This is a genomic window from Mesorhizobium sp. FG116 (assembly GCF_057809835.1).
Genome location: NZ_JBMDKS010000008.1, coordinates 18,315 through 31,380, shown reverse-complemented (window position 1 = coordinate 31,380; position 13,066 = coordinate 18,315). Strand labels below are relative to the sequence as shown.

The following is a 13,066-nucleotide window of genomic DNA, read 5'->3' as shown; positions in this document are numbered from 1 at the left end:
GAACAGGGCTTAGGCTTTCAGCAGCCACTCGTGTTCGGCGGCGTTGTTGAATTTCCAGGTGCGCTTAGGCCCTGCCATGACATTGAGGTAATAGAGGTCGTAGCCGTGGCAGGCTGCGCAAGGGTGGTAGCCCTTGGGCACCAGCACAACGTCGCCATCCTCGACGGCGATCGCTTCGTCCAGCGACCGGTCATCCGTATAGACGCGCTGGAAGGCAAAGCCCTGCGGCGGGTTGAGCCTGTGGTAGTAGGTCTCTTCCAGATAAGATTCCGTCGGCAGATTGTCCTGGTCGTGTTTGTGTGGCGGATAGCTCGATGTGTGCCCACCGGGGGTGATGACTTCGACGACCAGAAGGGAATCGGCTGGTTGTGCTTCGGGGAGGATGTTGGTCACGTAGCGGGTGTTGGTGCCCTTGCCGCGTGTCTCCTGGCCGAGTTCGTCGGGGCCGATGACACGGACCGGCAAGCCGCCGCCGAGGCCGGGCGCCGAGCATACGGCAAGCACGACGTCGGTATCGGCCCGCACCTGCCAGCGCACGCCTTGCGGCACGTAGACTGACCAGGGCTTGCCTTCGAACGGCGACATGCGCTCGCCAAGCTGTCCAAGATTGCGGCCGTTGGCTTCGACTGCTCCCTTTCCCGAAACGAAGACAAGGCAAACCTCGCGATCGGCCGTTTCCGCAGAGACTGTTTCCCCGGACATCAGGCGATGAAGTTCGAACCCGACATAAGTCCACCCGGCGCTTTGCGGTGTCACATCGACAATACGTCCGTATTTGCCCCTTTCCGCTCTGACGAGTAGTTTCGACATGGCGAAAACCTATTTCTTGGGGTCGGCGGGGGTCGATGGGGCGTCTTCACTTACCGGCTTGTAGGCGTAGAAGAACTGCCAGACCCCATAGGCTGCTGCGCCCAGTGCGATCATGCCCCAGAAAGGCGTGCCGGTGGCAAACTCGATGCCAGCCCAAAAAAGGCACAATGCGACAACCGCGATGCGCCGCCACAGCGGTCGGAAAAAGGGGTGTTCGGAATCCTTGACCATATAATCTCTCTCGCTCAGTCCGCCGGGAATCCCTGCGTCTCGATGGTATAGCCTGCGGCCGTCATCACACGCATCAATTCCTTGTAGCCCACCTCAGCCATCTTGAGCGGTGAGTTTTTCTTCGGGTCCTGTTCGGCTTCGACCACGAACCAGCCTTCATAGCCGTAGTCGGCAAATCTCTGCACGATTGCCTTGAAATCCAGTGACCCATCGCCCGGGACGGTAAAAGCCCCTAGCGCTACCGCGTCGAGGAATGAGCTTTTTGTCCAGTCGAGCGCCTTGATGATCTCCATGCGCACATCCTTCACGTGCACATGGCTGATGCGCCCATGGTGATTGTCGATGGCGCGCAGCACATCGCCGCCGGCAAAGGCGAGATGGCCGGCATCGAGCAGCAGCGGAATGCCTTCGCCCGAATGGTTCATGAATGCGTCGAGTTCGTGCTCGAACTGCACCACTGCTGCCATATGGTGATGATAGGAAAGAGGCATGCCCTGATCGGCGCACCATTCGCCAAGCTCCGTCACCTTATGGGCATAGGCCTTCATTTCATCGCCCGAAAGCACGGCCTTTGTGGCAAGCGGCTTGGAGCGGTCACCCTGTATCGAGCGGCCGACTTCGCCATAGACGATGCACGGCGCGTCGACTGCCTTGAACAGTTCGATCATTGGCGCGATGCGGCCCTTGTTGGCCGATAGGTCCTCGCTGACCAGAGTGCCGGAAAACCAGCCGCCGCATAGCGTCACGTCGGACTTCTTCAAGATCGGCAGCATCACCGAGGGGTCGCTTGGGAAGCGACGGCCCATCTCCATGCCGGTGAACCCTGCCGAGCGCGACTGGCGCAGGCATTCCTCCAAGGATACGTCATCGCTGAGTTCCGGCAGATCGTCGTTCCACCATGCAATGGGGGACATGCCGAGTTTAGCCTTCACGTCGTCACTCCGGTTTTGGGCTAGTCGCCGATGTTCTGCATCTGGCGCTTCTGGTCATAGGTCTTGCGAGCCGCTTCGACCTCGGGGCGCACACTGACCTGCGGCACCGCGACATCCCACCAGTGGCCACCTGCTTGCGTGGAAACGAGCGGGTCGGTCTCGATCACGACTACCGTCGTGCGGGTGTTGGCCTTCGCCTTTGCAAGTTGGGTTTCCAATTCTGCAATCGACGGCACTTTCACGCCGATAGCGCCCATGCTCGCGGCATGCGCTGCGAAATCGATATCGGGCAACGTCTCGTGGCGCGTGTCCTTGAGCAGGTTGTTGAAGTTGGCTCCGCCTGTCGCCATCTGCAGGCGGTTGATGCAGCCGAAGCCACGATTGTCGAGCAGCACGATGGTGAGCTTCAACCCAAGCATCACCGAAGTGGCGATCTCGGAATTCAGCATCAGGTAGGAGCCGTCGCCGAGCATGACGACGACTTCCTCGCTCGGCTTCGCCATCTTGGCGCCCAACCCGCCGGCGATCTCGTAACCCATTGTGGAAAAGCCGTATTCCGCATGAAACGAGCCCGGCTTGCCCGCTTGCCAAAGCTTGTGAAGTTCACCGGGCAATCCGCCGGCGGCGTGCAGGACAGTCGCGTCGGACCCCATGACGCGCTGGACCGCCCCGATCACCTGCGCGTCCGAGGGATAGGCAACATTGGTGGTGGCGGTGACCTTGGCAGCCTCAGCCTGCCATGCAGTTTTGCCCTTTCGTGCGCTATCGGACCAACTGGCAGGGGCCGTCCAGCCATTCAGCGCCGCGCGCAATTCCTCAAGCCCCTCGCGCGCATCCGCGACCAAGGTCAGGGCACGATGTTTGCCGGCGTCGAACGGCTGTACGTTGAGCCCTATGATGCTTTTTGCCTTGCCCTGAAAAAGGGCCCAAGACCCGGTGGTGAAATCCTGAAGCCGGGTGCCTATCGCCAGCACCACGTCGGCTTCCGCCGCCAAACGGTTAGCGGCTTCCGTCCCCGTCACACCAACGGCTGCCATGTTGAGCGCATTGACGTCCGGCAGCGAGGATTTTCCGCCCTGTGTCTCGCACACAGGAATGCCCGTTGTCTCGACGAATTTCGCCAGTTCATCGGAGGCCTGCGAATAGAGCACGCCGCCGCCGGCGACGATCAACGGCTTCTTCGCGGCCTTAAGTGTGCTCACCGCCGCAGCAAATTCATACCGGTCGGGCCGTGGCCGGCGCGGAATCCAGAGCTGCTCTGCAAAGAAGCTCTCGGGATAATCGTAAGCCTCGGCCTGCACGTCCTGGCACAGCGACAGCGTAACCGGACCGCATTCCGCAGGATCTGTAAGAACCTGCATCGCCCGGTTAAGCGCCGGAATGATCTGCTCGGGGCGGGTGATACGGTCGAAGTGCCGCGACACCGGACGGAAGCAGTCATTGACCGACACAGTGCCGTCGCCGAAGTCTTCCGCCTGCTGCAGCACGGGGTCTGGAATACGACTGGCGAACACGTCGCCTGGCAGAAACAACACCGGCAGCCGATTGACATGGGCAAGCGCAGCCGCCGTCACCATATTGACCGCGCCGGGCCCAATCGAACTGGTGGCGGCCATGAATCGCCGGCGGAAATTGGCCTTGGCAAAGCCGATGGCGGCATGCGCCATCGATTGCTCGTTCTGCCCGCGAAAGGTCGGCAACCGATCCTTAACGGAGTAGAGCGCTTCGCCAAAACCGGCCACATTGCCATGGCCAAAGATCGCCCATACGCCGCCGAAGATCGGCAACTTCCGGCCATCGATCTCGGTCATCTGTGCGCACAGGAAATGGGCCAGAGCTTGCGCCATCGTCAGGCGGATTGTCTTTGCCATGATCGCTCCTCTCCGCTCTGTTATGCCGCCTTGCGGTTGCGCGCCGCAAGCCACGCTTCGGTGAGTTGCCGGAAGCGTGAAGCCATGTCCGCGATAGCTTGCTCGTCAGTCATGCGTCCCGCGAGCCACTCTTCTGCGGCGTGGATGAAAATGGTGCGGCCGACGGCGAAACCCTTGACGATGGAGGCGTTGGCGGTAGCCGCAAATGCCGTCTCCAGCTCGTCCGGAGGCGCCTCGAGACCCAACAGCAGGACACCCCGGCACCAGGGATCATTCTCGGTGATTGTCGCTTCGATCTTCGCCCACGCCGCCGAAGACGCCTGTGGTTCAAGCTTCCACCAATCCGGCTTGATGCCGAGTGCATAAAGTTCCGCCAGCGCGCGGGGGATAGTCGTTTCCTCTACTTTACCGTGCTTGCTGGCGATGATTTCGACCAGCAACTCGCGTCCAACCTTGCGTGCTGCTTCATAAAGGCCGCGTAGTTTCTGCTGCTGTTCCGCCTTGAGTTCGGGTGAATCGTCGGGATGATAGAAGCACAGGCATTTGATGCAGTGTTCTACCGGCCACTCGATCAGCTGCGAACCGATGTCTTGCGAGAAGTCGAATCTCAGCGGTCGCGAACCCGGTAACTCGACCGGCCGGCCGAGCCAATCCAATTTGTGTCGGGCGAACTCGAACATCGCCTTGCGGCCATGTTTCTCGTCGAGCAGCATGCCATATCCGGGGCGGCCATTGGCAACCCTTCCAGCTGCCTTGACCGCCAGAACCTTGAAGGCTTCGATGCGGGCCAGATCGGCACCTGCTTTCCTGGCGACCTCTTCGAGTTGGGAGCGGTGATCACAGGCAAAAGCCATCAGCGAGGGGATTTCACGCCGTCGCGTCGTTGCCCAATGGATATGGTTGATCGCCTCGTCCTTGCGCAGCGCCAGATGCCGGCTGCCGCTTTCAAGGAAGAACTGCAACTCCGCAAATGTCGGGTATTCGGACGAACACAATAGGCGCGACACGGCGAACGCACCGCAGGCATTGGCCCAAGTTGCGGCGACTTTCAGGCTCTCTCCACCAAGCCAGCCGCGCAGGAAGCCGGACATGAAAGCGTCGCCTGCGCCCAGCACGTTGTAGACTTCGATTGGAAAGCCGTCGCCGACGATACCATCCTCAAGGTCGTCGCTGATTGCTCCGTCATAGACGATGCAACCCATCGCACCACGCTTGAGAACGATGGTTGCCGCCGACAGTGAACGGATCATTTTCAGCGCCGCCAGAAGGTCGCTTTCGCCGGACGCGATCAGTACCTCTTCTTCCGTGCCGACGATAAGATCGCAATCCGGTAGCACGCTTTTCAGGCGCGCCGATACGCGCTCCGATTTGACATAGCGGCCGAACCCTTCGGCATGACCCGCCAAGCCCCACAAATTCGGGCGGTAGTCGATGTCGAAGACAACCTTGCCGCCGTTTTTCTTGATCGCCCCGATTGCCTTGCGTTGGGCGGCATCGCTGTTCGCGCGGGAAAAGTGGGTTCCGGTGACCACTATGGCCTTCGCCGACTGGATGAAGCTTTCATCGATATCCTCTTCTGACAGCGCCATATCAGCGCAATCACTGCGATAGAAAATCATCGGTGATACGCCCTCGTCCTCCACCGACAACAACACAAGAGCAGTCAGACGTTCCGGATCGGTCGTCAGGCCATCCACGCAGACGTTTTCGCGCACCAATTGTGCGCGGATGAAACGTCCCATCTGCTCATTGCCCACCCGGGTGAGGAGAGCCGAACGCAAGCCAAGACGTGCAGTGCCAATGGCTATGTTGGCAGGGCAACCGCCAACGGACTTTGCGAACGAGGCAATGTCTTCCAGTCGCGAGCCGATCTGCTGCCCGTACAAGTCAACCGAAGCGCGGCCAATGGTGATGACGTCAAGCGGCGCAGCTTGTGCTTCCACGGCTTCGCTCATGCTCAACTCCCGGCAACCTCGTCGGATGGATGTCGGGCAACCCGTTGGTTGCACCTTTCAATATGAAATATTAATTCCAAATTACAGTCAATATGGAATACATGTTCTTTTGTGAAATATGAGCTGCGTTTCGCCTCAACCCTCGGTGTTGCTGCGCCTTTTTTCGGCGACGCCAACGGCGAGCGCCATGGCAAGAGCCATGGTTGCGGAGAGCGACCGGAAACCGGAAAAATCCGCTTCCGCCACCTCAAACCAAACCTTTGCGAACTGCGCCAGCGGCGAAAACGAACTGTCGGTGATGGCGATGACAGGGACGCCTTGCTCGGAGAGAAAGCGGGACTCTTCAACTGTTGACGGTGCATAGGGCGAGAAGCTTATGGCAATGGCCGCATCCTTCGCCGTAGCAAAGCCGATCATCTCGCTGTTCAGACCTGCGGCCGATTCGATCAACTGGTTCCTGATGCGAAGCTTGCCAAGCGCATAGGCGATATACGAGGCGACCGGGTATGAGCGGCGTCTGGCCAGGACGTAGACCGTCTCGGCCTTGGCCAGCGTCGCAATAGCCTGCTCAAGATGCTCTTCATTGAGCGCGCGGGAAATGTCTTCCAGCGATGTGGTGGCCGCCGCTATGAAGCCGTCGAAAATGGCCCGGTGTCCGCCTTCCTGTTCGGCCTGTGTCCGTAGCGCCAGCAGTCTTTCATCGTAGGATGAATTGCGCTCGCGCAGGCGGTCGCGAAAGACCGACTGCAGGCTGGTAAACCCGTCGAAGCCGAACTGCTGGGCAAACCGCACCAAAGTTGACGGTTGGACGCCGGCAGTAGCCGCTATGCTGGCGGCGGTGCCGAAAGCGATGTCGTCGGGATTGTCGAGCGAATAGGCCGCAATCTGCGCAATGCGCTTCGGCAGGCTGTGCCGCCGCTCCAGGATCGTGGCTCGCAATGTCTCGAAGTCGCGGGGCACCCGTTCGTCCATGTCAGTTCCAGTCGGTTGGTTGACCCCTCTGTGCATCATCATAGCGGGCCTGTGCAAGAATGTCATAGAAAATGAGTGATATATTCCATTGTGAAATAAAATGGATTATTCGATCCATATCAGTTTCCCGAAACGGAGAGCAAAATGGTTGGCGTGGGCCTTATCGGCACCGGCTTCATGGGTAAGTGCCACGCGATGGCATGGAACGCAGTCGGCACCGTTTTCCCGGATGTCGGCCGAGTGAAACTCGTGCATTTGGGCGAGGCCAATGCAGAGCTTGCGCGCCGCCGAGCGGCGGAGTTCGGGTTTGCTAGGTCGTCGGGCGATTGGCGGGCGGTGATTGACGATCCGGAGGTTGATGTTGTGTCTCTGACGACACCCAATCAATTCCATCCTGAGATGGCGATTGCGGCACTTAAGGCAGGCAAGCACTTGTGGTGCGAAAAGCCGATGGCGCCGGCCTTTGCCGATGCCGAAGCAATGGCCGCGAGCGCAAGCCAGTCGGGTCGGGTTGCGATCCTTGGCTACAACTATATCCAGAGCCCGGCTATCCGTCATATCGGCAAGCTGCTCGATGAGGGCGCCATTGGTGATGTCAATCATCTGCGCATCGAGATGGACGAAGACTTCATGGCCGACCCCGAGGCGCTGTTCTTCTGGAAGCATGAGGCTTCGTCGGGATATGGCGCGCTCGACGATTTCGCCGTGCATCCGCTGTCGCTGATTTCGGTGCTTTTTGGCCGGGTCGCTCGCGTCATGTGCGACATGGCCAAGCCGTACAAGCACCGTGAGACGGATGATGGCAGCAGGCGGGTGGTGGAAACTTACGATATCGCCAGCGTGCTGATGCGGCTTGAAAACGGGATTGCCGCCACGTTGCAGGTCAACCGTTCGGCATGGGGCCGCAAAGGCCGGATCGCATTGCAGATATTCGGCTCGAAGGGCTCCATCCTGTTCGATCAGGAACGCTTTAATGAGCTGCAGCTTTATGTGACATCCGACCGTCCTTCGGAACAGGGCTACCGGACTATCCTTGCCGGTCCGCTGCATGGTCCTTACGGAGCATTCATTCCTGCGCCCGGCCACGGACTTGGCTTCAACGACCTCAAGATTGTTGAGTGCCGCGAGTTGTTGGAGCGCATTGCCGGCGGACAGTCGCGAACCATTGATTTCGCTGAAGGGCTCGAAATCGAACGGACAGTTCATGCCATGGCGCAGTCGTTCGACGAGGGAAAGTGGGTCGAGGTCCGGTGACCTCGACCTGTTGCTTTTACTCCCCGACCACGCCGGCGATGTTCTGGTCGTAGTCTACCAGCGACCCGGTCATGACGCCGGACTGAGGGCTCAGCATATAGGTGATCAGCCGGGCAAGTTGCGCCGGCTTTACCAGTTGCCCCATCGGCTGGGCGGCTTCGGCTTTCTCCAGCCAATCGGCAGGTGCGTTGTGGAATTTTGCCTGCACCAAGGCCTCGCCTTCGGTGTCCATCCAGCCGGGCAGCACTGCGTTGCAGCGAATGCGATTTGTGCGATAGGCGCTCGCCACGTTCTTGGTCAGCGTCATCAACGCGCCCTTGCTGGTTGAATAAGGCGTCAGGAACGACTGTCCGGCATGGGCCGACATCGACAGAACGTTGACGATCGATCCCGGAGTCTTGGCTTCCAGCAGATGCCTCACCACACCCTGCATGAGGAAGAACGGGCCGCGCACATTGGTGGCGAAGATCTGGTCGAACAGATCTTGCGTAGTGTCGATCAGCGATCCGCGCGCGGAGGTCGCCGCTGCATTGACGAGAGCATTGATGGTGCCGAAATGCCCGAGCGCGGTCTCGACCACGCGCTGGCAGTCGGCAACATTGGCCACGTCGGCACTGATGAATATCGCATCCACGCCCCTGTCGCGCAAAGCCGCAGCCGCCCTGTCCCCCTTATCTTGAGAGCGCCCTACCAGTGCCAGCGCCTTGCAGCCTTCATCTGCAAGCGCCTCGGCAACGGCAAAGCCAATACCTTGCGCGCCGCCGGTCACGATGGTGCGCGTCTGGCAGTTGCGGTTGTCCGGTCCGTTCATCTTCATGTGTCCCGGTCAACGCGCCGCATCGAGGCGTATGGTCTTGCCTTGCTTCACCGATTTCAGCGCGGCGTCGGCGAGCTTGAGTGCCGCGAGCCCGTCCTGCCCGTCAGGGCTCACCTTCTTGCCCGCTGTCGCCGATGCGATGAACGCGGCAATTTCGTTGGCATAGGCATCGATGTAGCGGGTCATGAAGAAGTCATGCAGCGGTGGCCGGGTGTAGCCTTTGTCGTTGGCGAGTTCGATCGAGACAGGTCGCTGGTTTTCCGCCGCGATCATGCCTTTCGAGCCATGCACTTCGATGCGCTGGTCATAGCCATAGGTCGCGCGCCGCGAGTTTGAGATCAGGCACTGCTTTCCCGATTTCGTCTCGAGGATGACGCTGACGCTGTCGAAATCGCCGGCCGCACCAATCTTCTTGTCGACGAGGACGGAGGCATGCGCGCTGACCGCCACCGGCTCTTCGCCCAGCAGGAAGCGGGCCATATCGAAGTCGTGGATGGTCATGTCGCGGAAGATGCCGCCTGAGCGCGCGATATAGTCGAGCGGCGGCGGGCCGGGATCGCGAGACGTTATCGTCACCATTTCGACTGTGCCGATAGCCCCGTCGTCGATTGCCTTGCGCACTGCCGCAAAATGCGGATCGAAACGGCGGTTGAACCCAACCATCAGCTTTGCCTTGGCCTTCTGCACCACGGCCAGGCACTTCTCGACACGTTTGACGTCGAGGTGGATTGGCTTTTCGCAGAAGATCGCCTTGCCGGCCTTGGCAAAGCGTTCGATCAACTCTGCATGCGTATCAGTCGGCGTGCAGATGATGACGGCGTCTATGTCTTTGGCTTTCTCGATGGCATCGATGGTGCGGACTTCCGCGCCGTAGTTTGCAGAGATTTCTTTGGCCGCATTTTCGGCTGCGTCGGCGACTGCCACCAGCCGCGCTTGTGGATTGGCGGCGACGGCGCGTGCATGCACCTTGCCGATGCGGCCCGCGCCAAGCAGGCCAAATCGAATTGTCATGATATCCTCATTTTCAGTGTTCCCAAATCCTGTCGCGTGTCCGGCCTCAGGCAAAATCGGGCGCGTCGACAGCCGCCTTCACACCCGTAATCAAAGACACGATCTCGTTGCCATCGGTCTTGCTGCGATCGACGGCGCCGACGATACGGCCGCGCCGGAAGACCCAGATTCGATCGACGAGGTCGAACACTTGCCTCAGATTGTGGCTGATCAGGATAAGCGGAATGCCGCGACTTTTCAGTGTTCGAATGATGTTTTCCACTTGCGCGGTTTCCTGGACGCCAAGTGCCGCAGTCGGCTCGTCCATTATGATGAGCTTGGAAGCAAAACTCGCTGCCCGGCTGATCGCCACGCACTGCCGCTGGCCGCCGGACATGTTGCGGATCTTGTTTCTCAGGTCCGGAATCTTGACGCCGGTCGTTCGCAACGCGTCCTGCGCATGCGCAAGCATCTTTCGTTCGTTGAGGATGCTGAACGGTCCGAGGTTGAAGTAGCGTTCCTCGCGGCCAAGAAACAGGTTGGACGGCACGTCGAGGTCATCCGCCAGTGCGAGATTCTGAAACACTGTCTCGATACCGCAGTCCCGCGCCTCGATCGGGCTTTTGAACTCGACCTTCTTGCCGTTGAAGTAGATGTCGCCGGCGCTCGGCTGTTCGACGCCCGTGATCTGGCGTACGAATGTTGATTTTCCTGCGCCGTTGTCGCCGACGATGGCGACATGTTCGCCGGCTCTCAATTCGAAGTTGGCGTCCTCAAGCGCATGGACGCCGCCATAGCGCTTGGCCAAGCCAATCGTCTTGAGAATTATATCGTTCTGCGTGTCGCTCATGTCAGTTCCTGCCGCGATAGCGTTGGCGATAGACGTCGAGCACGACAGCACCGACGATGATCAGGCCCTTGAGCATCTCCTGATAGTAGGCATCGATGCGCAGGAAGGTGAAACCCGAAATGATGACGCCGAAAATCAGCATGCCGAGCGTCGTGCCAACGATGGAGCCGCGCCCGCCCGCCAGCGAAGTGCCGCCGATGACGGCCATGGCGATGGCATCGAGTTCATACATGACGCCCATGCCGGACTGCGCCGTCAGTCCGCGTGCCGAAAGCACGACCCCCGCAAGACCCGCCAGAACGCCAGCGATGACGTAGACCAGGATGAGATGCCGCTCGACATTGATGCCTGATACGCGCGCGGCCTGCTCGTTCGAGCCGATGGCGTAGGTGTGGCGCCCATAGATCGTGTAGCGCAGGATCAACTGGAACAGGATTGCCATGGCGATGAAAATCAGTACCGGCGTCATGCCAGCGCCGATGGCGGCATAGCTATCCGTGGGGAATGAGACAGGCTGGCCCTTGGTGTACCACTTGGCGATGCCACGTGCGGTGACCATCATGCCCAGGGTGGCAATGAAGGGCGGAATTCTGGTGTAGGCGATCAGCAATCCGTTGATCAGGCCCGCAAGCAGGCCGCAGCCAAGACCGATGGCGATAGGTACGACCACCGGCAGGTCGGTCAATCCCGGGAAAACGGCACGCGGATAGGTGCTGACCTGCGCGAAACTCATCGCGATCATGGCGGTCGCGCCAACGACCGACCCCGACGACAAATCGATACCTCCGGTGATGATGACTTGCGTCACGCCGATTGCGATGATGCCGACGACAGACACCTGCAGGATCATGATCCTCAGGCGCTCGACATTGCCGAGGAAACTCTGGCCCTGAACCAGCCAGCCAAGGATTTCAAAGACAATTGCAATAACGACCAGTCCGATCAGGACGTTGATCTCGGCCGGGCGATTGCGCCGGACGGGCAGGACCTCGGAGGTCTTCGTTGGGTTCGCCACCTCGGTCATGATGTGCCCTCGTGTCCGCTCATGTCATGGCAAGTTGATGCGCGTCAGATCGGGATGATGCTTTGCCCGATCGATGACAGGCACCCCAATGCATCCGCCGCGCTTGCGTTTCGATGCCTGGGCGTTTTGACGACGCCCAGGCGAAGCTCTCTCGATGTTCAGTTCTTCGACAAATACTCGTCGACGTTGGCTGGGGTCACCAGCTTGAACGGAATGTAGACCTTGGTGTCCACCTTCTCGCCCTTGGCGATCTTGAGCGCGGTGTCGACCGCACCCTTGCCCTGACCCGCAGCATCCTGGAACACGGTGACCTTCAGGTCTCCGGCTTTCATCGCCGCAAGTGCATCTTGCGTGGCGTCAACGCCTCCGATGATCTCCTTTGTCGTGTCCTTGCCGGCGGCCTTGAGCGCTTGGATCGCACCGATCGCCATTTCATCGTTGTTGGAGACGACGGCGTCGAACTGCACACCGGCCGACAACCAGTTGGTCATCAGGTCGGAAGCCTGGGTACGCTGCCAGTTGGCGGTCTGCTCTTCCACGATCTTCATGAACGAACATTCCGGCGTAGCGATCACGTCGTGAACATCCTGAGTGCGCTGGCGTGCCGCCTGGTTGGAAAGTTCGCCCATCATGACGACGATGTTTGCTTCCGTCTTGCCGGCCTCCTTGAGCAGGCGGCAGATTTCCTGTGTTTCCAAAGTGCCGGATTCGCGTTCATCGGAAGCGACGAAGGCTTGCTTTTCAGGCAGCTTGTCGACGTTCACAGGTTCGCGGTTGACATAGACAAGCGGAATTCCGGCGTCCGCCGCGATCTTCGACAACGCAACCGTCGCGTCGGTATCGACCGGGTTCACGATAATGGCGTCGACGCCGCTCGCGATGAAGTTCTGCACCTGGCTTTGCTGCTTGGCGACGTCATTCTGTGCGTCCTCGACCTGCAGGGTCACGCCGTCGAGCGTCTTGCCATAGTCGATCATGCCGTTGCGCAATACGGTCAGGAAGTTGTCGTCAAACAGCGCCATCGACACACCGATGTTTTCAGCAAAGGCAGAGCCTGTCATCAGCGCCGAAAGTGCGGCGCCCAAAAGCAGTTTCCTCATGTCACATCTCCTCCCACTGTTGGTGTCCGGCGGCACCGGTTGTTCCGGAATCCTCGGCTGGCCGAGGAATTGCTCCCACTTCCTCGTTACACCCATTCCCTAGAGTCGGAACGGAATGTAAGAACCAAAACCAATATGTATTGAAATATTTATTCCATTTATGTGGTGAACGTCAAGCCACATTCCATGGTAAGGGGGGCAGATTCCGTATCTCTTGCCGCACTCATCCGCACGCGCATTCCGGGCGAGCGTTCAATTGG

Annotated in this window: 12 protein-coding genes; 1 reads left to right on the top strand and 11 read right to left on the bottom strand. The window is 59.6% G+C overall.

The window, feature by feature from the left end; all coding sequences use genetic code 11:
* Positions 1-9 precede the first annotated feature (9 nt).
* The 6 genes from iolB to ACODTY_RS08640 form a co-directional block, all read right to left on the bottom strand.
* Positions 10-810: a 5-deoxy-glucuronate isomerase gene (gene iolB / locus ACODTY_RS08665; RefSeq protein ID WP_488993888.1), complete on the bottom strand. Its 801-nt coding sequence runs from the start codon at positions 808-810 to the stop codon at positions 10-12.
* 9 nt (positions 811-819) lie between these two features.
* Positions 820-1,041, bottom strand: coding sequence for a DUF3329 domain-containing protein (locus ACODTY_RS08660; protein ID WP_488993887.1), 222 nt, complete (start codon positions 1,039-1,041; stop codon positions 820-822).
* 14 nt (positions 1,042-1,055) lie between these two features.
* Entirely contained in the window at positions 1,056-1,973 is a 918-nt protein-coding gene (gene iolE, locus ACODTY_RS08655; RefSeq protein ID WP_488993886.1) for a myo-inosose-2 dehydratase, read from the bottom strand.
* A 20-nt stretch (positions 1,974-1,993) separates the two neighbouring features.
* Positions 1,994-3,844: a 3D-(3,5/4)-trihydroxycyclohexane-1,2-dione acylhydrolase (decyclizing) gene (iolD, locus tag ACODTY_RS08650; protein ID WP_488993885.1), complete on the bottom strand. Its 1,851-nt coding sequence runs from the start codon at positions 3,842-3,844 to the stop codon at positions 1,994-1,996.
* Positions 3,845-3,864: 20 nt separating this feature from the next.
* On the bottom strand, positions 3,865-5,799 hold the full coding sequence (locus tag ACODTY_RS08645; protein ID WP_488993884.1) for a bifunctional 5-dehydro-2-deoxygluconokinase/5-dehydro-2-deoxyphosphogluconate aldolase: 1,935 nt from the start codon (positions 5,797-5,799) through the stop codon (positions 3,865-3,867).
* A gap of 135 nt (positions 5,800-5,934) precedes the next feature.
* Complete coding sequence (locus ACODTY_RS08640; protein WP_488993883.1) at positions 5,935-6,771, bottom strand: MurR/RpiR family transcriptional regulator; 837 nt, start codon at positions 6,769-6,771, stop codon at positions 5,935-5,937.
* Positions 6,772-6,915: 144 nt separating this feature from the next.
* Here ACODTY_RS08640 and ACODTY_RS08635 point away from each other — a divergent pair, with 144 nt between their 5' ends.
* A complete protein-coding gene (locus tag ACODTY_RS08635; protein ID WP_488993882.1) occupies positions 6,916-8,025 on the top strand; it encodes a Gfo/Idh/MocA family protein in 1,110 nt (369 codons plus the stop codon).
* Positions 8,026-8,041: 16 nt separating this feature from the next.
* Here ACODTY_RS08635 and ACODTY_RS08630 read toward each other — a convergent pair whose 3' ends face one another.
* The 5 genes from ACODTY_RS08630 to ACODTY_RS08610 all read right to left on the bottom strand — a co-directional run bounded on the left by ACODTY_RS08630 (position 8,042) and on the right by ACODTY_RS08610 (position 12,806).
* Positions 8,042-8,836: an SDR family oxidoreductase gene (locus tag ACODTY_RS08630; protein WP_488993881.1), complete on the bottom strand. Its 795-nt coding sequence runs from the start codon at positions 8,834-8,836 to the stop codon at positions 8,042-8,044.
* A 15-nt stretch (positions 8,837-8,851) separates the two neighbouring features.
* Complete coding sequence (gene iolG, locus ACODTY_RS08625; protein WP_488993880.1) at positions 8,852-9,853, bottom strand: inositol 2-dehydrogenase; 1,002 nt, start codon at positions 9,851-9,853, stop codon at positions 8,852-8,854.
* Between the two features lie 46 nt (positions 9,854-9,899).
* Positions 9,900-10,682 carry an ATP-binding cassette domain-containing protein gene (locus ACODTY_RS08620; RefSeq protein ID WP_488993879.1) on the bottom strand — a complete coding sequence of 261 codons (783 nt, stop codon included), beginning with the start codon at positions 10,680-10,682 and terminating at the stop codon, positions 9,900-9,902.
* Position 10,683: 1 nt separating this feature from the next.
* Positions 10,684-11,706, bottom strand: coding sequence for an ABC transporter permease (locus tag ACODTY_RS08615; RefSeq protein WP_488993878.1), 1,023 nt, complete (start codon positions 11,704-11,706; stop codon positions 10,684-10,686).
* Between the two features lie 158 nt (positions 11,707-11,864).
* Complete coding sequence (locus tag ACODTY_RS08610) at positions 11,865-12,806, bottom strand: sugar ABC transporter substrate-binding protein (protein WP_488993877.1); 942 nt, start codon at positions 12,804-12,806, stop codon at positions 11,865-11,867.
* Positions 12,807-13,066: the final 260 nt, after the last annotated feature.

Bases quoted from the DNA above. Each gene is read 5' to 3' on its own strand.
- ACODTY_RS08660 (WP_488993887.1), bottom strand. From the start codon at position 1,041: ATGGTCAAGGATTCCGAACACCCCTTTTTCCGACCGCTGTGGCGGCGC.
- ACODTY_RS08615 (WP_488993878.1), bottom strand. From the start codon at position 11,706: ATGACCGAGGTGGCGAACCCAACGAAGACCTCCGAGGTCCTGCCCGTC.
- ACODTY_RS08620 (WP_488993879.1), bottom strand. From the start codon at position 10,682: ATGAGCGACACGCAGAACGATATAATTCTCAAGACGATTGGCTTGGCC.
- ACODTY_RS08645 (WP_488993884.1), bottom strand. From the start codon at position 5,799: ATGAGCGAAGCCGTGGAAGCACAAGCTGCGCCGCTTGACGTCATCACC.
- ACODTY_RS08640 (WP_488993883.1), bottom strand. From the start codon at position 6,771: ATGGACGAACGGGTGCCCCGCGACTTCGAGACATTGCGAGCCACGATC.
- ACODTY_RS08610 (WP_488993877.1), bottom strand. From the start codon at position 12,806: ATGAGGAAACTGCTTTTGGGCGCCGCACTTTCGGCGCTGATGACAGGC.
- ACODTY_RS08630 (WP_488993881.1), bottom strand. From the start codon at position 8,836: ATGAACGGACCGGACAACCGCAACTGCCAGACGCGCACCATCGTGACC.
- iolD (WP_488993885.1), bottom strand. From the start codon at position 3,844: ATGGCAAAGACAATCCGCCTGACGATGGCGCAAGCTCTGGCCCATTTC.
- ACODTY_RS08635 (WP_488993882.1), top strand. From the start codon at position 6,916: ATGGTTGGCGTGGGCCTTATCGGCACCGGCTTCATGGGTAAGTGCCAC.
- iolG (WP_488993880.1), bottom strand. From the start codon at position 9,853: ATGACAATTCGATTTGGCCTGCTTGGCGCGGGCCGCATCGGCAAGGTG.
- iolB (WP_488993888.1), bottom strand. From the start codon at position 810: ATGTCGAAACTACTCGTCAGAGCGGAAAGGGGCAAATACGGACGTATT.